This window comes from Mesorhizobium sp. B2-3-13, from assembly GCF_006442195.1.
Classification (GTDB): domain Bacteria; phylum Pseudomonadota; class Alphaproteobacteria; order Rhizobiales; family Rhizobiaceae; genus Mesorhizobium; species Mesorhizobium salmacidum.
The window spans coordinates 44,109-64,381 of sequence record NZ_VFVQ01000011.1 but is presented as its reverse complement, the minus strand read 5'-3'; the positions used below and the strand labels follow the sequence as shown (position 1 = coordinate 64,381).

The window sequence follows — 20,273 nt, the reverse complement described above, 5'->3', positions numbered from 1 at the left end:
CGACAGCATTCGTCAAAGAAAAACCCCGCCGGAGCGATCCGGCGGGGTTTTGTTTTCAAGGCTGCGAGAAGAGCTTAGCTGCCCTGCTTCTTCAGCGCGGCACCCAGGATATCGCCCAGCGAAGCGCCGGAGTCGGTCGAGCCGTACTGGGCGACCGCTTCCTTCTCTTCGGCGATTTCCAGCGCCTTGATCGAGACCTGCAGCTTGCGGGTCTTCTTATCGAACGCGATGACGCGGGCGTCGACCTTCTGGCCGACGGTGAAGCGCTCGGGGCGCTGCTCGTCGCGATCGCGGCTGAGGTCGGAGCGCTTGATGAAGGTCTCGATGCCACTGTCGACCAGCCGCACTTCCAGACCGCCATCCTTGACGCCGATGACTTCGCAGGTGACGACCGCGTTCTTGCGCAGTTCTCCGCTCGTCGCTGCTTCGCCGACCGTGTCCTTGGCCAGCTGCTTGATGCCGAGCGAGATGCGCTCCTTGTCGATGTCGACGTCGAGCACCTGCGCCTTGACCATGTCGCCGCGATTGTACTCCTCGATGACCTGCTCGCCCGGACGGGTCCAGTCGAGATCGGAGAGGTGCACCATGCCGTCCACGTCGCCTTCGAGGCCGATGAACAGGCCGAACTCGGTCTTGTTCTTGACCTCGCCCTCGACCTGGCTGCCGACCGGATGGCTCGAGGCGAAAGCCTGCCACGGATTCTCCAGCGTCTGCTTGAGGCCGAGCGAGATGCGGCGCTTGGCCGGATCGACCTCGAGCACCACCACATCGACTTCCTGCGTCGTCGACAGGATCTTGCCGGGGTGCACGTTCTTCTTCGTCCACGACATTTCCGAAACGTGGATGAGACCCTCGATGCCCGGCTCCAGCTCGACGAACGCGCCGTAGTCGGTGATGTTGGTGACGGTGCCCTTGATCTTCTTGCCGATCGGGAACTTGGTGCCGATCTCGGACCACGGGTCGCTCTCGAGCTGCTTCATGCCGAGCGAGATACGGTGGGTTTCCTGGTTGATGCGGATGATCTGCACCTTGACCGTCTGACCGATGTTGAGGATTTCGGTCGGATGGTTGACGCGGCGCCAGGCCATGTCGGTGACGTGCAGCAGTCCATCGATGCCGCCGAGGTCGACGAACGCACCGTAGTCGGTGATGTTCTTGACGACACCCTCGACAACCTGGCCTTCTTCGAGGTTCTGCACGATCTCCGAACGCTGTTCGGCGCGGCTCTCCTCGAGCACGGTACGGCGCGACACCACGATGTTGCCGCGGCGGCGATCCATCTTGAGGATCTCGAAAGGCTGCGGGTTGTGCATCAGCGGGGAAACATCGCGGATCGGGCGGATATCGACCTGGCTGCGCGGCAGGAAGGCCACGGCGCCGTCGAGGTCGACGGTGAAGCCGCCCTTGACCTGGTTGAAGATGACGCCTTCGACGCGCTCACCCTTGGTGAACTTCTCTTCGAGACGGACCCAGCTCTCTTCGCGGCGGGCCTTCTCACGCGAAAGCATCGCTTCGCCAAGCGCGTTCTCGATGCGCTCGACATAAACTTCGACGGTGTCACCGACCTTGAGAGTGGTGTCCTTGCCCTTGACGCCGAATTCCTTCAGCGGCACGCGGCCTTCGACCTTGAGGCCGACGTCGATGATGGCCATGTCCTTTTCGATCGCGGTGATCGTGCCCTTGACGACCTGACCTTCGCCGGAGTGGCCGGCGGTGAATGATTCTTCGAGCAGGCTCGCGAAATCATCGCGAGTGGGATTTGCAGCTGACATTGTTTCTCCTGGAGTGCCCCGCATCTCAAGCGGGACGGGCGCCGTGGGTTAGCGTTGCGTTGGCCTGCCGGCGTTCCGGGCTAAAAGCCCTGGGCCGCTTTTTGGGCGGCAATTCCGGCGCATGAAGAATGCTGGCAGGCTGGTTCGTGCCCGATATGGGTATTTTCTTCGCCTCCGGCAATCGGAAGCAGCATGAAAACCCGGATCAGGCCTTGTTTCTCTTGGCCAGCACGTCGTCGATGACAGACATGGCCGCGAGAAACGCGGCTTCTATAGCCATTTCGCTGGTATCAAGCAAGTGCGCGTCGGGGGCCGGCTTCAAGGGCGAGTCGGCCCGGCCCATGTCGCGCTCGTCGCGGCGTTGGATATCAGCAAGGATTTCGGCGAAATTGGCCGTGCCGCCGATGCTTTCGATCTCGGCCAGCCGCCGTTGTGCCCGCACTTCGGCGCTGGCCGTCACGTAGAGCTTTATGTCGGCGTCGGGGCATACGACGGTGCCGATGTCGCGGCCGTCAAGCACCGCACCCGGCGGCGTCCTGGCGAAGTCGCGCTGCTTTTCGACCAGGATGCGGCGCACGGTCGGGAAAACCGCGATCTTCGAAGCCGCTTCGCCAACCGCATGCGCCGACAGCACCGCCCGGTCGAGTTTTGCCAGGTCGACCTGGCGGGCAGCGGTCTCGGCCGCCGAGACATTGTCGAGCGGCAGTGCGTGTTGAAGTAGCGCATAGGCGACGGCGCGGTAGGTCAGTCCGGTGTCGAGCAGGTTCAGCCGGTAGTGGTCGGCCAGCCGCCGCGCCAGTGTGCCCTTGCCGGCGCCTGCGGGGCCGTCAATGGCGATGGTGAATGGTGTGCTCATCGGGGGGCCGCCAAGTGCAATGATCCAGACAGGCGTAGCGATCTGTCGCGCCCCCCTCTGTCCTGCCGGATATCTCCCCCACAACAAGGGGGGAGATTGGCAGTTTCGGCGCTGGCGCCTTTTCTTTGTCCCTCCGACATCCCTATTTGGCCGCTACCTTGGAGGTTTGCCATTAACGGTCACTCAATCTTCGCGCCAAGTCCCTTCATCAACCCCATGAACTCCGGAAAGCTCGTCGCGATCATCGCCTGGTCGTCGATCGTCACCGGCTTCTCCGTCGCCAGTCCCATCACCAGAAAGCTCATGGCGATGCGGTGGTCGAGATGGGTCTCAACGGTCGTGTCCCGCCCGTTGGGATGACCGCCCAGACCCTTGCCGTCCGGCCTGCCGCGCACAGCAAGCGAAGCTTCGCTCTCGGTGCAGTCGACACCGTTGAGTTTCAACCCGGTGGCCACGGCCGAGAGCCGGTCGGACTCCTTCACCCGCAGTTCTTCCAGCCCCTGCATCAGCGTCTCGCCCTCGGCGAAGCTGGCGGCAACGGCCAGCACCGGATACTCGTCGATCATCGACGGCGCCCGCTCGGGAGGCACGGTGACGCCTTTCAGTTCGGAGTAGCGCACGCGCAGGTCGGCGACGTCCTCGCCGCCGGCATTGCGCGGGTTCAAGATGTCGATCTGGCCGCCCATCTCCTGCAGCGTGAGAAGCAGGCCGGTGCGGGTGGGGTTCATCAGCACATTTTCAATCGTGATGTCCGAGCCCGGCACGATCAGCGCAGCCACCAGCGGGAAACCCGCCGATGAAGGGTCGCCCGGCACCGCGATGGTCTGGCCGGTCAGCTTGCCCTGGCCTTCGATGAAGATGTGGCGCACGCCGCGCTCGTCGGTCTCGACCGACAGGTTGGCGCCAAAGCCTTTCAGCATCTTTTCGGTATGGTCGCGCGTCATCACAGGTTCGATCACCGTGGTGATGCCTGGCGTGTTCAGCCCGGCCAGCAGCACCGCCGACTTCACCTGCGCCGAGGCCATCGGCACGCGGTAGGTGATCGGTGCCGCGTGTTTTGGGCCATGCAGCGTGATCGGCATGCGGTCGCCGGGCGTGGCTTTGAGCACCTGCACGCCCATCTGGCGCAAGGGTTCAAGCACGCGCCCCATCGGCCGGCCGGATAGCGAAGCATCGCCGATGAAGGTCGTCTCCATGTCGTAGGTGCCGACTAAGCCCATGGTCAGCCGCGAGCCGGTGCCGGCATTGCCGAAGTCGAGCGGTCCTTCCGGCTGCAGCAGCGCCCCGTTGCCGGTACCGCGGATCACCCATTCGGCGCCGTGCTTCTCTATATGCGCGCCCATCGCCTTCATGGCCGCCCCCGTGCGCATCACGTCCTCGCCTTCGAGCAGGCCGGTGATGCGGGTTTCGCCGGAGGCGAGCCCTCCGAACATGAAGGAGCGGTGCGAGATCGATTTGTCGCCCGGCACGCGGGCCGTGCCGGAAAGGGCTGGTGACTTGCGGGCGATGGCCGGCTTGGCAGCGGCGGCGTGAGACATGGAATTTCCCTGGACGGATGCCGGCTGACCGGCGCTTTTCATTTGTTGCGGCGGTCTCGTATCACGGCGAGGCGAAATGGTCATCCCCGTGGTCCTCACTTGGCGCGAGGCCTTTCAATGCTTGGTTTTGTGACGCCGGCTTTTCGCTTTGACAGCGCTGCAAACTGTGGTTAAGGGGACCACTCTTTTATTGACGAGGCTTGGCCGTGGTAAAAACCGAACTTGGCACAAAACGTATCGACCCTGAAACGGGCCGGAAATTCTACGACCTGAACAAGGACCCGATCGTCTCGCCCTATACCGGCAAGAGCTATCCACGTTCCTATTTCGATGAAGGCAAGATCGCCGCCGTCGAGGAGGAGGAGGAGGAAGTGGCCGAGAAGGAAGTGGACGCCGAGGACGAAGAGGGCGTCGAGGTCGTCTCGCTCGAAGAGGCGGAAGACGATACCAAGAGCGACGATCTTCCCGATCTCGGCGACGACGAGGATGACGTCGACCTCGGCGACGACGAGGATGACACCTTCCTCGCCGACGAAGAGGAAGAAGAAGACGACGTTTCCGACATGATCGGCGTCGGCGACGACGATGACGAGGTCTGATAAGGTCTCGAACGCGAGCCTTTGCCGGCTTTCACCGCCTGTGAAGAAAAAGCCGCCGATGAAGGCTTGATATCTGGGAAAGGCGGGGTTAGAAGCCGCCTGCACTAACGGCGCGGTTTTCCAACCCGCGCCGATCTCTCGCCGGAAACGGCGCCGGCTGACTGCCGGGAGTGGGGCCATAGCTCAGTTGGGAGAGCGCTTGAATGGCATTCAAGAGGTCGTCGGTTCGATCCCGATTGGCTCCACCAAACAGTCTATTTAGGACAACCCTTTGAAGTGTACTGATCTGGCGTGACGTCTCCAGCTTCGCGGCGACGTCTGACTTGGGCTGCGCATCCGGATGCCCCTCATTCAACAAATCAGGGGCGACCGAGCTCGAACGGTCACGGAACGTCGGCGTCGAATTCGATGGCAAATCCCGCATCTATCGCGCTTCGCGCTACGTGGTCGCCAAGTTCCCAATCCGTGAGCTCGCAAAGCGGAAACATGTTTCTTACGGCGCGGATAATTTCGGATAGCGAAACGCAGGGGCTGTCAACATTGTCGATCAGGTAGCGGACAATCGCCTGGCGAACCTCCGTGGAAACAGTCCTCTGCGCCAGCGCGAACATCTCCGGCCTACGAATGGAGACGCGGTGCTGAGCCGTCTGGCTCTGCCGCGTCGAAGGCGACGGGCACCATGTGAGCGATGCAGGCCGCCGCCAGCATCTCCTCCAATTCGTGATCGGTGGCCTTGCATGCCGGCATAAGTGTTCGGATGGCGCGGATTGCTTGTGCAATGGAGAGAAAGCGGGCCTTGCCCCTGGAAAGGACATAGGCTTCGGCCGCTCCTTCCACCGTGATGGTGTGAAACGTATTGGTCATCAAGAATGCCTCCCTGAAATCCAAGCCAATACGACTTTCGACCAACATGCGGCGCTCTTCAAGGCTCTGTCCGATTCCGGACAGTCAGCCGGCGATGCCGAAGTGACGCTGCTCCTCCTCGCCATATGCGCCGTGCGTGAGTTTTATCATTCCGGTGCGGTCGACAATCGTGATCTCGCCGCGCTTGGCGTGAACAAGCCCTCGATATTCAAGCATCTGGAGAGCCGTGGTAACGCCGGGGCGTCGGGAACCAAGCATGGTCGCCAGAAATTCATGCGTCAGATAGATGATATCTCCTTCGGCGCGGTCGTTGACCATAAGCAACCAGCGGGCCAGCCGTTCCTCGATTTTCGAGTGGCCATTGACCAGCGCCGTTCGCGAAGACTGGATCAGGAATTCGTGGGCGTAGCGAAGCAGTGACGGGCGAAGGGTCTGGCTGCCGGCGATCGCCATGCGAAGCGGTTCAACCGGCAGGGACCAGCCTTTGCTGGCGACCTGGATATAGGTTTCATTGGGAGACCTGTCCTGGCCGAGGACGACCGCAATGCCCGTCATGCCGTCATAGCCGATCAGGCCGACTTCGCTTTGCCGCCCTCCGGTCATGGCGGCGACCACCGATGCGATACCGGTCTCGGGGAAATATACATGCTCGATCGGCTGATATGCGATCTCCAGCCGGGCTTTGATGGCCAGTTCGACGTGATGCATCGATGGCCGTAAAAGCGCGAAATCCTCAGGCGTGAGGGTATTCAAAACATGGTTGCGAAAAGTCGATTGAGGCATGGCTCTTCTCCCTAACGGGCAAGAGCACGTACCTCTCACTGTCGGCTGCATCCGGATAAATGGCGGCCGATAATCAAGTCTACGCCCCATAGGCGGGCTTGGCAAATAATTGCGCCCCGCGTCGGGCGAGGCCACCCTAAGACCCTTCTTCCTGCGACGATCGCTTCCGGTCGCGGGTTTTCAGCCGAGAAGGTCGGCGGCGACTTCGAGCGTGTTGCGGAACGACGTCTCGAGGTGGTTTTCCATCGCCTGTGCCGCGCCCTCGGCATCGTGTCGCTTCAGGGCGTCGAGAATGGCTTCGTGCTGCTCGATCGTCTGTTCGCCATAGCCGGGCTTTGGAATGGCGAGGTAACGGCCGCGGTCCATCTGCGCCTTCGAGATGTCGACCGCCCGCCAGATCATCGGCAGGCCGCAGATTTCGGCAATAGTGCGATGGAAGACATCGTCGAGCTGGATCGCGGTCGCGTATCTGCCGCGCGATATGGCAAGCCTGTGCGCCGCCATATTGTCCTCCAGCAGTTCGGCGGACGCCGGCGTGAGCTTGACGGCCGCGCGCCTGGCGCTCTCCATCTCCAGGGTCCGGCGGATGATATAGGCTTCCTCGAGATCGGCGCGGCTGATCGGCGCGACATAGGTGCCGGTCTGCGCCAGGATCTTGACCAGGCCTTCGTCACTGATGCGCTTGACCGCTTCCCGCACCGGCGTGCGCGAAACGCCGAGCGCCTCCGCGATGGCCACCTCGTTGATCACTTCCCCCGGCTTCATCTGTCCGACGACGATCAGGTTGCGGATCTTCTGATAGATCTGATCGCGGAGCGGCAGCGCCCGATTGAGGGTCGAAGGGTCCAGGTCCATGGCAAATCCATAGCTTCGTTCACCGGGAATGGTCAGATTATATTAGAATGTAAATCGGAATGGGAGCCTCGGTCGACGCGGACTGGCCGGCACCCTCGACGCTGGCGCAGCGCCCGCACGCACACGCTGCACGATCCGGTGCGCTGGAAACATTAGATCCTCGGCAAATAATTTCCTCAACGGCGAAAATCCGCCGCTGCACGCCTGGAGCTGATTTATCACCGGCGGCCGGGACGAGCGGCACCGTCGAGCTAAGTGGCTTCGCCCTTGTCGGTTATCCCGGGTGAAAGCTTACCCGCAATTTACGACCATCGGCTACATCAGTTCCTGTCTGATTCGCCCGGGACAGGAACATCATGAGCAAAGCCCTCACATCCTTCGCACTGGTCGCGGTGCTGACCGCCTTGCTCATGGCGCTGAGCCTGGCGGTGGCAAGGCACGGCTATCCCTATGGCGCGATCGGTGTGAGACGGCTAGACGGCATCGCCGACGCCGGCACGTTCATTCCACTTGCAGCGGTCTATTTCTTTAGCGCCCTGCTGATGATGATCCTGCCGATCAGGGCAGCCAGCATTGTCCTGACCAACGCCGCGGACGCGGTCTTCTGGACCGTCATCGTGCTGTTCGCGGCCATCCTTGGCTGCCTCGTCGCCAGGTGGGCTTTCGGTCAGCGGGATATCTTGTGGGCGGTGTTGAACTGGCGCTTCCTGTTTGCGGCCGCGATCATCGGCTGTCATTTCGTCATGAACGAGTTGCGCCGCAACGTGCTGCTGCGCAGCCTGTTCTTCGTGATCTTTGCCGCCGCCACGCTGGCCTGCCTGTTCTGGTCGTTTACGCTTTGAGCATGATCAGCGCTGGCTAATTTTCGGCGGCGATGTTGCCGACATCGATGCGCAGCTTGCTTTCAGGGGATGGCTACCGGGTGCGGGAGACGGTCTTCTCGACGTAGCGCGAGAAATCCTCGATATCCTGGGGCGAGGGCTCCCGGCCGGTGAAGCTGCGCAGATAGGCGGCGACATGCGGCAGGCGGCTGCTCATCGGCTCGTTGAGTTCCAGCGAATAGTAGCCGATCTGCATGAAATAGAGCACGCGCGCGCGCACGAACGCGTCTTCCCCCTCATAGCCATGACGCATGAACATGTCGCGTATGGCATTGACGCGTTCTTCGTCGGCCTCATCGAGCGCACGCCGGATGGTCGGGGAGCGGCGCGCCCAGGCCCGGATCGCGAAATCCAGCCGGGGATCGAACAGCTTTTCGTCCACCCAGCATTCGAAAATGCTCATCACCCCGCGAATGACAGTCGCGGAAGGGCGTTGGGCGCGCTCGACGATGAATCGGGTATTGGTCTGTCGCCAGTGGTCCAGCAACTGGTCGAGCAGGTCCTGGCGGCTCTTGAAATACCAATAGAAGCTCGAGCGCGAGACGTCGAGCTGCTGGCCTAGCGTCAGCACACGGACGCGTTCGACGCCATCCGAGATCAGGGTTTCAAGCGCGAGCTTCAGCCAGTCGTCCCGAGTGGCCTTGATGTTGCCGGTGGCGCCGGCACGCTGGATCGTCGTCTCGGGTGCTGCCATCAGCACGACGCTTGACACGCCGCATCGGGCAAATCAAGGTCTTGGACATATCTGTACAGGGCAATTCGACCTTGACCCGGAGCGCTATCCACCGATGTTAGCCGGATTGGTTGTCGACGCGGCACTGTCGCCGCTGCATCGAAGGCATGAGCATGGGCCGGGGACTTTTGTCGCGGCCTTCCAGCCCAGTGCGTGCTTTCCCGCAACGCAATTGTCTGGCAAATACCCCTTCAGACAGATGCGGCCGCGCGGCCAGCAAGCAGGAAGGCAAGGACATGACAGCGTTTCGAAAGAACCTCATCGATGGCGAATGGGTCGGCGATGCCGGGTCCCGCAACATCAATCCTTCGGATACGGGCGACGTCGTCGGCGAATATGCCTCGGCGGGCGTCGAACAGGCGAGCCAGGCGATAGCGGCGGCCAAGGCGGCGTTTCCGGCGTGGTCGCGCTCCGGTCCGCTGGCCCGTCATGCAGTGCTGAAAAAGGCGGCCGACGAGATCATGGCGCGCAAGGACGAACTCGGCCGCAATCTTGCGCGAGAGGAAGGCAAGACGCTGGCCGAGGGCATTGGCGAGACCATTCGCGCCGCCCAGATATTCGATTTCTTTGCCGGCGAAACATTGCGCCTGTCGGGAGAGGTGGTGCCAAGCGTGCGGCCGGGCGTCGGCGTCGAGATCACGCGCGAAGCGGTCGGCGTGGTCGGCATCATCACGCCGTGGAATTTCCCCATCGCCATTCCCGCCTGGAAGATCGCTCCGGCGCTGGCTCACGGCAACACCATCGTCTTCAAGCCGGCCGAACTCGTTCCCGAGAGCGCTTGGTCCATCGTCGACATCCTGCATCGCGCCGGCCTGCCCAAGGGCGTGCTGAACCTCGTCATGGGCAAGGGCTCGGTGGTCGGCCAGGCAATGCTCGACAGCCCCGACGTCAACGCCATCTCCTTCACCGGCTCGGTGGGAACCGGCAAGCGCGTTGCCGCGGCAAGTGTCGAGCACATGCGCAAGTTCCAGCTCGAAATGGGCGGCAAGAACCCGCTGGTCGTGCTCGACGATGCCGATTTGGCGGTCGCCGTCGATTGCGCGCTGAACGGCGCCTTCTTCTCGACCGGCCAGCGCTGCACGGCCTCGTCGCGTTTGATCGTCACCAACGGCATCCACGACCGTTTCGTCGACGCGCTCAAGGAGCGCATGGAAAAGCTGGTGATCGGCGATGCGCTCGACGCGCAGACCCAGATCGGCCCGGTTGTCGACGCGACCCAGCTCAAGCAGGACGAGGACTATATCGCCATCGGTGTCCGGGAAGGCGCCACGCTTGCCTTCGGCGGCGAGCGGCTCGACCGCAAGACGCCGGGTTTCTATCTCAAGCCGGCGCTGCTGACCGAGGCCACCAATGCAATGCGCAGTTCGCGCGAGGAGATTTTCGGCCCCGTCGCCAGCGTCATCCGTGTCCAGGACTATGACGAGGCGCTTGCCGTCGCCAACGACACGCCGTTCGGCCTGACCTCGGGCATCTGCACCACGAGCCTCAAGCACGCCACGCATTTCAAACGCAACTCGGAAGCCGGCATGGTGATGGTCAATCTGCCGACGGCGGGTGTGGACTTCCACGTTCCCTTCGGCGGGCGCAAGGGCTCGAGCTTCGGCCCGCGCGAACAGGGCCGCTATGCCATGGAGTTCTACACCACGGTAAAGACCGCTTATACGTTCGCGGGATGAGTTGGCGCGCCGGCTGACCGGCCGGCGAACCGTCACCTCACCAGAAACCGGACCGGTGCAAGCGATGACGTTGCAGGACCTGACCTGGCTCAACCCGCCGCCGCATCACGCCATCGAAGGTGATGGCGTGCGTGTGCGCACCGGTAAGGAGACCGATTTCTGGCGTGAGACCTTCTATGGTTTCTGGCGCGACAACGGCCACTTCCTGTCTGGGCGGGTCGAGGGCGACTTCACCGCCGAGGTCACCGTCAAGGGCGACTACAAGGTGCTTTACGACCAGGCCGGGCTGATGGTCCGGCTGAGCGAAACACACTGGATCAAGGCCGGCATCGAATACACCGACGGCCTTGCCTATGTCTCGGTCGTTGTCACCAACGACACCTCGGACTGGTCGCTGGTGGCCATCGCCGCTGGCCCGGACGGCGTCAGGATCCGCCTGACCCGCCACGGCGAAGCGATCCGTGTCCAGTATCTCGACGCTTCCGACGGTCATTGGAAGCCGGTGCGGCTCGCCTATTTCCCGATCTCGAAGATGGTCGATGTCGGCATGATGTGCTGTTCGCCCCAGCGTGAAGGTTTCGAGGTCACGTTCTCCGGATTTTCGGTCGGCCCACCGATTGCGCGGGACCTGCACGACTGACGCCCGCAAACTATCTGGAGCCTCTGCACGAGGAGCTTCGGCGGGCGGCCGCCCCACCACGGGACGTGTAGGATTTCCAGCTTGGGCAGGCCGACCGGCCGGATGCCGAGGTCGTTTGCAAGGAGGCGCCACGAATCGAGCAGCATCCGGTCGCTCCTTTCGGGATTTTCGACGAGCTCCACACCAGGCAATCCGGCAGCGTCCGCACGGTTGCCTCGGGGATCGTCGGATAGACGCTGTCGGTCGCGGCTTCGGCAGACAGCACGTTGGGAATTCCATTGGGAGCGATATCGATCGGCACCTCGTGGCGAAAGGCCGATCAGCTTGTCGCAATGGTTTTTGGGGTTATCGCCTGGACCATGCCAGCCAGCGCGCCGCCAGGCGCCTGCGCATGGAGGTGAACCGTGTCCGCCTGTAGGCGTCGCCCGCCATCTTGATGCCTTGCGTCTGTGTCGGGAAGGGATGGATGACATCGGCCAACGCATGCAATCCCACGCCCGATTGGATGGCGAGAGTCACCGTGTTGATCATCTCTCCGGCATGGCTGGCGACGACCGTCGCCCCCAGGATGCGGTCGGACCCCTCCCTGACATGGATCTTGACGAACCCTTCTTCCTCGCCGTCCATCACGGCACGGGCGACATCGTGCATCAGCACGGTGTAGGTCTTGACCGGAATGCCGTTGCTGCGCGCCTCCAGGGGGTAGAGACCGACATGGGCGATCTCCGGATCGGTATAGGTGCACCAGGGAATGACGAGTTCACTGAGCCTTTCGCGGCCGCGAAACAAGGCATTGCGCACGACAATGCGCGCCGTTGCCTCGGCGGTGTGGGTGAACTTGTAGTCGAGGCAGACGTCGCCCGCCGCGTAGATGTGCGGGTTGCTGGTTCGCAGATAATCATCCACCTTGATTCCGCTGGCAGCGTACGCCACGCCAGCCTCTTCGAGGTCGAGACCCGCGACATTGGGTGAACGGCCGACGCCGGTGATGATCTCGTCCACCGAAATCGTCGTCGTGTCGCCATCCCGCATCAGGTCGGCGAGCTTGTTTGCCCCTTCCCTGCGCACCGCCACCACTTCGGTGTTCAGGCGCACCTCCACCCCCTCGCGCGCCAGCGCATCCGAAAGGATCTGAGCGGCGTCGCGCTCCTCGCCGGGCAGGAACATCGGATCGCTCTGCGCCAGGATGACTTTCGCGCCGAGCAGGCAGAAGGCCTGCGCCGTCTCGCAGCCAAGCGGACCGCCGCCGATGACGAGGAGCCGCGGCGGGCATTGCGTAAGGTCGAACATCGTCTCGTTACTGAGATAGCCGGCTTCGACCAGCCCCGGAATGGCAGGGAAGGCGGGATGCGCGCCTGTCGCAATCAGCGCCTTTTTGAAATACAGCGTGCTGTCCGCGACCGCGACCGTATCGCGTCCGGCAAATCGCGCCTCGCCGAAATAGAGATCGATTCCTTCCGAAACCAGGATCGCGGCGGAATCGGCACGGCTGATCCGCTGCCGGATCTGCCGCATCCGTGTCATGGCCCGTTGAAAATCGACACGAAGATGGTCCGGGGGGTCGCCGCCAAAACTCTCGGCATCGCGCATGTCGGCATAAAGCCTGGCCGTGCGGATAATCGACTTCGACGGAATGCTGCCGACATTGACGCAGGCGCCGCCGACCAGTCCACGCTCGATCAGCGCGACCTTCGCTCCAAGGCTCGCCGCGTCATGCGCGGCGGTCAACCCTGCCGGCCCGGCGCCGATGACGACGAGATTGTAGGGGCCGTTCGGGATCGGGTTCTTCCAGTGCGGAGGATGCGCGCCCCTGATCAGTTCGACGTCGTTGCGGTCGACGGGGAAGGCGGCTCTCGTCGGTTCACCTGACATCGCGCCCCCCGGTTGCCGGCCGCGACAGCCACCCGCCGGTGAAGCCAGCCTTGCCCAAGCCGCGACGGATGTGGGGATTGGAGCGCATGAGCTCCCAAATCAGGCCGGAACGGTGGTTTTCGATCATCATCACCGCAATACCCTGGTCCAGTCCGTAATGGCCTTCCGACACCCAGCCGTTGCGGCCGAATTTTCGCCGGTTGGCCAATGTCGGGTTGAAACCGCTCGGCAGCCGGAAATTGTCGATCACGTCCGGGTAACGATCGACGAGGTGACGTAGCGCCGCCAGGCAGATATCCGGCGCGAAAGGCAGCGACGCCGGATAGGACCATGGCGCGATCGTGCCGTCATCCGGACCGAAAGGCGCGCCGCGCGCCGCATAACCGGAAAACCGGTGGCGCCGTCGCTGCACGCTGGCGCGGAAGCCGCCTGGTCCGTCGCCTGCCGAAAGGCCCCACAGGTTCTCGCCATAGCCGTCAAAGCCATAAGGATTGTGCCGGGCGTAATCGCGGTGAAGGTGTGTCGAGCGGCGGCTGTTTTCGAAATAGTCCGAATTCTTCTCGCGCATGAAAGCGTCGCGGATGCCGGCGAAATCGATCCAGGCATGTGAGAACTGGTGCATGAACAGCGGCCCGCCATAGAGCACGTCGTGGCCGTAGATGTTTTCCCATTGATAGGTCGCCGTCCAGGCCTCGTAGCTGCCGTCGGAACTCGGGCGGTCCGGTGAGGCCATGGACAGCACATAGAGGATCGTCGCCTCGTTGTAGCCTTCCCAGCCATAGTGCAGAAAGCCGCTCCTGGCCTTCCAGCCCTGGCGGAGCGTCGGGCTGCTGCCTTGCGCCCATCGCCAGTCGACGCGCCTGTAGAGCGCCTCGGCCAGTTGGCGGATTTCGGCCTCATCGTCATTGTTCCCGGAAAAATAGGCGCCCGCCACCAGCATGCCGGCGATCAGCAAGGCGGTGTCGACCATCGACAGCTCGCAGCGCCAGACGCGCAAACCGGTCCGCATGTCGAGGAAGTGGTAGTAAAAACCTTTGTGGCCGGTGACGTCGTGGCCGCTGCCTTGCGTGCTGGTCTGGAAGAAGCGTAGCGCCGCAAGGGTCAGCCTAGCAGCCGCGTCGCGCGCTATCCAGCCACGTTCGACGCCGATCGGATAGCAGGACAGGGCGAAACCGACGACGGCGATGCTGCACGGTGAATTGGGCCGCGACGTGTCGGCGACCAGCCCGTTGTCGGGGTTCACATTCTCCAGGAAATAGCCGAAGGCGGCGCGTTGATAGCGGTCCAGAAGCTCGTCATCGGCCAGCGCGGCGGGATCTGCTCTAAGCAAACGATGCAAACTCCAACATGATGATCGCGGCTCCCGTTGATCGCACATCACCGGCACGGTGGCCGGGGGGCGTCGCACCTGCCGGGCTCTCTCGTCGTGTCATGGCATTTCCCTGTTATGGCACGTTCATTGGGTCGTCAGCTCCCATAAGCCTGTCCAGCTCCAATCGTTGCTTCGTCACGCGGAGTTGTAGTTGGCTCGCGCCAACTCGGAACTGCCTCGATACGGCTCAATAAGTGGCGCGGCCGCCCGAAACGTCAAACACGGCGGCCGTGGTGAACGAGCATTCCTCCGAGGCGATCCATGAGATCAGCGCCGCCACCTCCTCGACCTCGCCGAAGCGAGCCATCGGTATCTTGGACAGCATGAAGTCGATGTGCTCCTGGCTCATCTGCTTGAAGATCGCTGTGCGTACGGCGGCCGGCGTCACGCAATTGACCGTCACCTTGGTCTTGGCGAGCTCCTTGCCGAGCGACTTGGTCAGGCCGATCACCGCCGCCTTCGACGTGCTGTAGGCGGAAGCGTTGGGATTGCCTTCCTTGCCGGCGATCGAGGCGATGTTGACGATGCGGCCATAGTTGCGCTCGAGCATGTGCGGCACCAACGCCTTGTTGCAGTAGAAGACGCCGTTGAGGTTGATGTCGATGACCATTTGCCAATCCTCGGCCGAATAGGACCAGGTCGTCATGTTCGGCCCGGTGATGGCGGCGCTGGTGACCAGTATGTCGACGCCGCCGAGGGCTTCGATAGTCGATTGTGCGGCGGCCTCCACACTTGCCGAATCCGCAACGTCCATCATCACCCCATGCAGGCCGGGAATAACGGCTTTCGCCTGTTCGATCTGTGCGGGATCGCGATCCCAGACGCTGACGCGCCCGCCTTCGTCGACGATCCTCTGCGCGACCGCCAGGCCGATGCCCGAGGCGCCGCCGGTAATCACCGCCGCGCGGCCGGCGAAGCGTCCCGCGAAATTCATCGGCATGTGATCCCCTCCCTGTCTATCCTGGCTGAAAGCCGATCTATGTGATGGCCTTTCCATTCGAGATTGTGAGATTACCGCCAGCCGAGTTCAAGTCGGTATGCGGTCGGATCGTCTGGGCCAACACCGGCCGGATTATGGGGTGTGATCTCTCGGCGATCGCCGCGCTGTAAGACAAGGTGACCGGATTTGCCATTGAGCATGGGGTGCGATAGGTTATATTGCACTGCACAATGGAGACGCCGTTTCTTGCACGCCCTTGTTTGCGGATATGCCGGCTGGTTTGCGACCTGCCGGTCCCGGGTCGTGTCGACGGGACCCTTTAGATGAAAATTCCCAAATCCCTGATCGTCGACCCCGAAAAGAATTCGGTCTATGGCAGCTTTGCCGTTGCCGTCTCGATCTGGGCGTTCTCCTATTCCGTCATTTTCGGCCAGGTGCTGATCCTGGCCTATTATGCCGTCTGGCTTCCGCTCATCCTGGTCGACTACCGCCGGTTCCTGCGGCAACTGTCCAGTGCCTGGCTGCCGCTGCTCTTCGTGGCCTATGTCTGCTTCTCCGTGTTCTGGTCGCAGGCGCCCGGCGTCACCGCCAGAACGGCGGTCCAGTATTTTTCGCATATCGCCTGCGCTTATGTCGCGGCGCGCACCGTCAGCGTGCGCACCCTGACGATAGGCGCCCTGGTCGGCATATTCTTCGTCCTGGTCTATTCCCTGAAGGTCGGTGGCTATTCCGAGGACGTGCTCGACGGCACCTATAATTTCGTCGGCGCCTTCGCCTCCAAGAACCAGATCGGTTTTGTCGGCTCGCTCGGCATCTATTTCTCCGTCGTGTTCCTTGCTTTTCTGCGGCGTGGCCGGCTGAGCTTCATGCTGACCGTGCCAGTCGTGCTTTTGTCGGCCTATGTGCTGGTCGTCTCGCATTCCGCCACCTCGATGGCCTCGATACCGGCCGTCCTGGCGCTTATTGCGCTCCTTGCGATGAGCAAGCTTTTGTCGCGGCGTTATCGCCGGGTGATCTTCCTGATCGGCGCCGGCATGATCGTCGTGGTGGCTATTGTCGCCCTCAATCTCGGGCTCATGGATTTCGTGCTTGGTATCTTCGGCAAGGATTCGACGCTCACAGGGCGGACCTATCTGTGGGAGCAGGGCTGGGACGCCGCGCAGCGCTCGCCGATTCTCGGCGTCGGCTATGCCGCCTATTGGGTGCAGGGTTTTGCCGAACCCGAGCGGCTTTGGAACGAATTCTACATCGCCAGCCGTACCGGCTTCCACTTCCACAACACCTATGTCGAGGCCCTTGTCGAACTCGGCTTCACCGGGGCGGTGCTGATATCGCTGATCTTGCTGCGCACGCTCTATGGCCATGTCGCAGCGGTGATCTTCAAGAGGTGGCAAGCCGAATCGGTGGTTCTCTTCGGCGTGATGGTATTGCTGCTCATCCGTTCCTTCGTCGAAGTCGAGACCCTCAACCCTTACATCATGGGCTCCTTCCTGATGTATTTCAGCTACTTCAAGCTGGCGCGGCTGCCTGTTACCCGCACGCGATGGTCCCCCGCCATCGAGCCGGCGAATGCGAAGGGCGGAGAGGCAACCTGGCCTCATCGTCCCGCGGCGGCCGAGTAATGATGAGGGGCCGCTAGAGCCGTTCCAGGAAAAGTGCGTAGCGGCTTTCCGTCCGGCGCTAATGCATGTCGCGCAAAAGTGACCTCGGTTTTGCGACAACGGCATGCATCAAGCAACGGCCTAAAGCGCGCCGCATGAATCCGTTTCGACGCGACGCGCTTTAGGTAAAGCTGGAGCGGGTCAGAGCCATTCCAGGAAAAGAACGTGAGACGGTTCTCCACCCGGTGTCGCGTCAACAGCCGTTCTGGTTTCCCGGTGAAGGAAATCCTGCCAGCAAAAACCTCCGCCCGGCAGGCCAGGCGGAGGTTCAAAGTCTTTGCGTTATGGATCGAACGCGACGGCCGCGCGAACTTCCGCTTTCCTACTGGCTGGCCAGCGGTGCCAGCTTGATCTTGATCACATCGCCAGGCAGCACCGGTGTGTCTTCCTTGGCGGCGATTTCGCTGGTCTTGCCGTCGACATTGCGCACCAGCGAATAGAGCAAGCTAGGCTGCTGGTCGTTGGTGATGGCGGCCGTCGTCGCCGGATCCGTGGCCTGGGTTATCAGGCCTTTTTGCATATTCACCTTCAGCGCGGCCTCGTTCAGGTCGGCTTCGGTCTGCTGCCGGTCGACGGCAAGCTTCGAGCTCAAGGTGTTCTGGGCGTCGATGGCGTCCTGCGTCGCCTTGCTGATAGCCTGCTTGGCGGTGAGGATGGCCGTCTCATAATCCAGGATCTTGCCCTGCAGGTCGGTGACAGACTGCTGAGAATCCAGAAGTCTCGAATTGGCGACCAGGCCCTTCTGGGCAAGCGGACCGATGCTGGTCAGCTGTTGCTGCGCCAGGTCGACCTGCTTCTGCTGGTTGACGATCTTCTTCTGCAGCGATTCGATTTCGGCCTGCAGCACACCCTTGAGATCGTCCAGCGCCTCGAGCTTCAGCTTCAGCGCCTTCTGGTCGGCGGTCAGGATCGTCATCTCGTCATTGACGATGGTCGGCAGGCGCGGATCGCCCTCGACCTCCTTCGGCGCTTCGAAGCTCGTCTTGCCAGCCATATCGGCGTCGATGCGGGCGCGCTTGACGATCAGTCGCACGCGCAGGTCGTCGGAAATATCGAAATTGCCCTTGGCTGTGACCAAGTCCTTGCCGAGCTGGGGACCGTAGTCGGCGTTGCGCCTGATGCCGCCGGCGACGCTGATCGCCTTCAGCACCGTAAGGTCGGGCACATAGGGAAATTGGCCGGGGTTCTGCACTTCGCCCGAAATGTAAAACGGCCGAAATTGTGCCATTTCGACCGAGGCTTCGGGCTTGTCCGACAAAGCGAGCTTGTGCTGCAGCGCCTCGCCGATCGCCGCGGCGATCTCCGCCGTGGTCTTGCCGGCCGCCGGCAGTTCGCCGACGAAAGGCACCGACAACGTGCCGGCCGGACCGACCGTGTATTGGCCATTGACCGACGACCAGTCGCGGAACGCGCTCTCGACGGTCTGCCATTCGGCAATGCGGATGGTGAGCTTGTCCTGGGAACCCAGACGGTAATCGTCGGCGGCGGCCAGCTGGGGGAAAGCGAGCGACATCGCAAGGCACGTCGCCACGAGCCGCGAGCGGCCGGAAAATGGGCCGCTGCCAAAGGCTTCCAACATGTCTATCTTCAACTGAACATTCCGATCCGTTTTAGCCCCATCGCCCGATGAGCTTGCCGCCCGATGCCTGGGTCAGGCCGGCCGATCAATAAGAGCCGCGTGACATCCAGACGGCCGGTACGGTCCTGATGATGATGCGAACGTCCTCGAACAGCGACCAGTTCTCGACATAGTGGCGATCGAACGCGACGCGGCTGTCATAGGAAACGTCGTTGCGGCCGCTGACCTGCCACAGGCCGGTCAGGCCGGGCCGGGACTTCAGATAATAGACGGCCGCGCTGCCGTAGATTTCCAGTTCGTCACGGACCACCGGGCGAGGCCCGACCAGGCTCATGTCGCCCTGGAGAATGTTGATGATCTGCGGCAACTCATCGAGGCTGAGCTTGCGCAGGACCGCTCCGACGCGGGTGACGCGTGGGTCGTTCTTCAGCTTGCGGGTCGCTATCCATTCCGCATTGGCCTCTGGATTGGTCGCAAGATAGGCAGTCAGCACCTTGTCGCCGTTCGGCACCATGGTGCGGAACTTGAGGCAGGAGAACAGCCGTCCGCCGCGCCCGATTCGGCGGTGACCGTAGAAAATCGACCCGCCATCGGAGAACTTGACGAGCAACGCTATCATGATGAACAGCGGGCTGAGCGCGATCAGCCCAGCCAGCGAGCCGGCGATGTCGAAGCTCCGCTTGATGAGGCCGCCGATCGGCGGCGGAAAGTCGGTGTCAGCCTGCGAAAAGTCCGCCGTGGCCGCCTTGGCAATATCCCTCATACGGAAACTCCATGCGTTGAACGAATGGTTTACCGCACGATACCAAAAAAATGCTGCAGCGCAACACACAATTTCCAACCCTCTTGAAATAGTCGCGTCATGAATTGACTAAATAATAAACTCGCCCTGCACAAATTTCGAAATCTTTAGCACATTTGTGACAATAAATGGGCAAGGATAAAAAAATCAGGACTTTTTTGAGGCGATTCCTAGGCGACGCGTCCTCGGGGCGAGGGCTGGGAGCATGTCAGTGCTTTAGGAAGATGCCATATTCGAAACTATTCACCTAAAATACTGCTTAATATTATAGATTGTACTCGCAGCTTATGGCGGCTGCAGGTTGAGTGAATTGCGATCGTGTGCGTTGCAGCATGGCAGAGTCGAAGGCGTAAGCTCAATCAAAAATATGTGCGGTTGCCCTTGCCGCCTTCTGCTCGCCTTAATAGAATTGCAAATTATACCTGTCATAGTGACGATAGGTTGAAAGGCCGGAAGCAACCGGTCGGCAGCGGGTGACTCAACAAGCCCGCATGACAAGGGACGGCGCTCGGGTGGGGCTATCGTTGGATATGACCCGAGCCGGTTTATGGGCTATTGGGTATGTCGCTTCCAAAATTCATCGTTGGGATGCTCTTCGCGCTCGCGATCGTCGTTGCCTGGTCCTGGCTAGGTGGGGCTTCGCTTGGCACGACACTGATGCGTATCATCATCTGCGCCGTGGTCATCCAGGCCGGTTATTTCGCGGTTGTTTATGCCATGATCGCCAGTAGTGCGCCGACACCAGCCGACAGGCTGCGCGAAGCCGAGAGAAAGCAGAACTCCACCGAAGTGCCCAAGGGCGAGAAGCTTGGCAGCGCCCGGCGGGGCCTGCATTAGATCCCACGGGGAT

At 61.9% G+C, this 20,273-nt stretch carries 19 protein-coding genes and 1 tRNA gene; 7 read left to right on the top strand and 13 right to left on the bottom strand.

Features of this window, described 5'->3' with window-relative positions:
* Positions 1-74: 74 nt before the first annotated feature.
* The 3 genes from rpsA to aroA form a co-directional block, all read right to left on the bottom strand.
* Positions 75-1,772 (bottom strand): 30S ribosomal protein S1, encoded by a 1,698-nt coding sequence (gene rpsA, locus FJ941_RS15030; protein WP_008872513.1) that lies wholly within the window; start codon positions 1,770-1,772, stop codon positions 75-77.
* A 205-nt stretch (positions 1,773-1,977) separates the two neighbouring features.
* On the bottom strand, positions 1,978-2,628 hold the full coding sequence (cmk, locus tag FJ941_RS15025; protein ID WP_140506685.1) for a (d)CMP kinase: 651 nt from the start codon (positions 2,626-2,628) through the stop codon (positions 1,978-1,980).
* Between the two features lie 179 nt (positions 2,629-2,807).
* The gene (aroA, locus tag FJ941_RS15020; protein WP_140506683.1) at positions 2,808-4,166 is read right to left on the bottom strand and encodes a 3-phosphoshikimate 1-carboxyvinyltransferase; all 1,359 of its coding nucleotides are present in this window, start codon (positions 4,164-4,166) and stop codon (positions 2,808-2,810) included.
* 206 nt (positions 4,167-4,372) lie between these two features.
* Here aroA and FJ941_RS15015 point away from each other — a divergent pair, with 206 nt between their 5' ends.
* Together FJ941_RS15015 and FJ941_RS15010 are read left to right on the top strand one after the other, a co-directional pair.
* The gene (locus tag FJ941_RS15015; RefSeq protein ID WP_140506681.1) at positions 4,373-4,765 is read left to right on the top strand and encodes a TIGR02300 family protein; all 393 of its coding nucleotides are present in this window, start codon (positions 4,373-4,375) and stop codon (positions 4,763-4,765) included.
* A gap of 172 nt (positions 4,766-4,937) precedes the next feature.
* Positions 4,938-5,013: transfer RNA gene (locus FJ941_RS15010), tRNA-Ala, on the top strand.
* A 135-nt stretch (positions 5,014-5,148) separates the two neighbouring features.
* Here FJ941_RS15010 and FJ941_RS15005 read toward each other — a convergent pair.
* From FJ941_RS15005 to FJ941_RS14990, 4 genes are read right to left on the bottom strand one after another with little or no spacing between them, the layout of a single operon-like run.
* Positions 5,149-5,376: a hypothetical protein gene (locus tag FJ941_RS15005; protein WP_140506679.1), complete on the bottom strand. Its 228-nt coding sequence runs from the start codon at positions 5,374-5,376 to the stop codon at positions 5,149-5,151.
* Between the two features lie 7 nt (positions 5,377-5,383).
* Positions 5,384-5,677, bottom strand: coding sequence for a hypothetical protein (locus tag FJ941_RS15000; RefSeq protein WP_245262076.1), 294 nt, complete (start codon positions 5,675-5,677; stop codon positions 5,384-5,386).
* A gap of 36 nt (positions 5,678-5,713) precedes the next feature.
* The gene (locus FJ941_RS14995) at positions 5,714-6,547 is read right to left on the bottom strand and encodes a Crp/Fnr family transcriptional regulator (protein WP_348640746.1); all 834 of its coding nucleotides are present in this window, start codon (positions 6,545-6,547) and stop codon (positions 5,714-5,716) included.
* Positions 6,548-6,592: 45 nt separating this feature from the next.
* A complete protein-coding gene (locus FJ941_RS14990; RefSeq protein ID WP_140506677.1) occupies positions 6,593-7,267 on the bottom strand; it encodes a GntR family transcriptional regulator in 675 nt (224 codons plus the stop codon).
* Positions 7,268-7,623: 356 nt separating this feature from the next.
* Here FJ941_RS14990 and FJ941_RS14985 point away from each other — a divergent pair, with 356 nt between their 5' ends.
* Entirely contained in the window at positions 7,624-8,109 is a 486-nt protein-coding gene (locus FJ941_RS14985) for a hypothetical protein (protein ID WP_140506676.1), read from the top strand.
* A gap of 73 nt (positions 8,110-8,182) precedes the next feature.
* Here FJ941_RS14985 and FJ941_RS14980 read toward each other — a convergent pair whose 3' ends face one another.
* Positions 8,183-8,842, bottom strand: coding sequence for a TetR/AcrR family transcriptional regulator (locus FJ941_RS14980; RefSeq protein WP_181165867.1), 660 nt, complete (start codon positions 8,840-8,842; stop codon positions 8,183-8,185).
* Positions 8,843-9,117: 275 nt separating this feature from the next.
* Between FJ941_RS14980 and FJ941_RS14975 the strand changes: the two genes are divergently transcribed.
* Positions 9,118-10,557, top strand: coding sequence for an aldehyde dehydrogenase family protein (locus FJ941_RS14975; protein WP_140506672.1), 1,440 nt, complete (start codon positions 9,118-9,120; stop codon positions 10,555-10,557).
* A 64-nt stretch (positions 10,558-10,621) separates the two neighbouring features.
* A complete protein-coding gene (locus tag FJ941_RS14970) occupies positions 10,622-11,197 on the top strand; it encodes a DUF1349 domain-containing protein (RefSeq protein WP_140506670.1) in 576 nt (191 codons plus the stop codon).
* Between the two features lie 345 nt (positions 11,198-11,542).
* Here the strand turns inward: FJ941_RS14970 and FJ941_RS14965 are convergent, their stop codons facing one another.
* The 3 genes from FJ941_RS14965 to FJ941_RS14955 form a co-directional block, all read right to left on the bottom strand.
* The gene (locus FJ941_RS14965; RefSeq protein WP_140506668.1) at positions 11,543-13,069 is read right to left on the bottom strand and encodes a mercuric reductase; all 1,527 of its coding nucleotides are present in this window, start codon (positions 13,067-13,069) and stop codon (positions 11,543-11,545) included.
* The gene (locus tag FJ941_RS14960; RefSeq protein WP_140506666.1) at positions 13,059-14,399 is read right to left on the bottom strand and encodes a glucoamylase family protein; all 1,341 of its coding nucleotides are present in this window, start codon (positions 14,397-14,399) and stop codon (positions 13,059-13,061) included. The genes FJ941_RS14965 and FJ941_RS14960 overlap by 11 nt, the downstream gene beginning before the upstream one ends.
* Before the next feature lie 229 nt (positions 14,400-14,628).
* Entirely contained in the window at positions 14,629-15,381 is a 753-nt protein-coding gene (locus tag FJ941_RS14955; RefSeq protein WP_140506664.1) for an SDR family NAD(P)-dependent oxidoreductase, read from the bottom strand.
* Between the two features lie 323 nt (positions 15,382-15,704).
* On the opposite strand from FJ941_RS14955, the gene FJ941_RS14950 reads away from it, so the two are divergent.
* Entirely contained in the window at positions 15,705-17,003 is a 1,299-nt protein-coding gene (locus tag FJ941_RS14950) for an O-antigen ligase (RefSeq protein ID WP_140506663.1), read from the top strand.
* A 361-nt stretch (positions 17,004-17,364) separates the two neighbouring features.
* Here the strand turns inward: FJ941_RS14950 and FJ941_RS14945 are convergent, their stop codons facing one another.
* Positions 17,365-18,621, bottom strand: a complete 1,257-nt coding sequence (locus FJ941_RS14945; RefSeq protein ID WP_181165857.1) for a polysaccharide biosynthesis/export family protein — start codon at positions 18,619-18,621, stop codon at positions 17,365-17,367.
* Positions 18,622-18,706: 85 nt separating this feature from the next.
* Positions 18,707-19,384, bottom strand: a complete 678-nt coding sequence (locus FJ941_RS14940) for a sugar transferase (RefSeq protein WP_140506659.1) — start codon at positions 19,382-19,384, stop codon at positions 18,707-18,709.
* A 600-nt stretch (positions 19,385-19,984) separates the two neighbouring features.
* Between FJ941_RS14940 and FJ941_RS14935 the strand changes: the two genes are divergently transcribed.
* On the top strand, positions 19,985-20,260 hold the full coding sequence (locus FJ941_RS14935; RefSeq protein ID WP_140506657.1) for an exopolysaccharide production repressor exox: 276 nt from the start codon (positions 19,985-19,987) through the stop codon (positions 20,258-20,260).
* Positions 20,261-20,273: the final 13 nt, after the last annotated feature.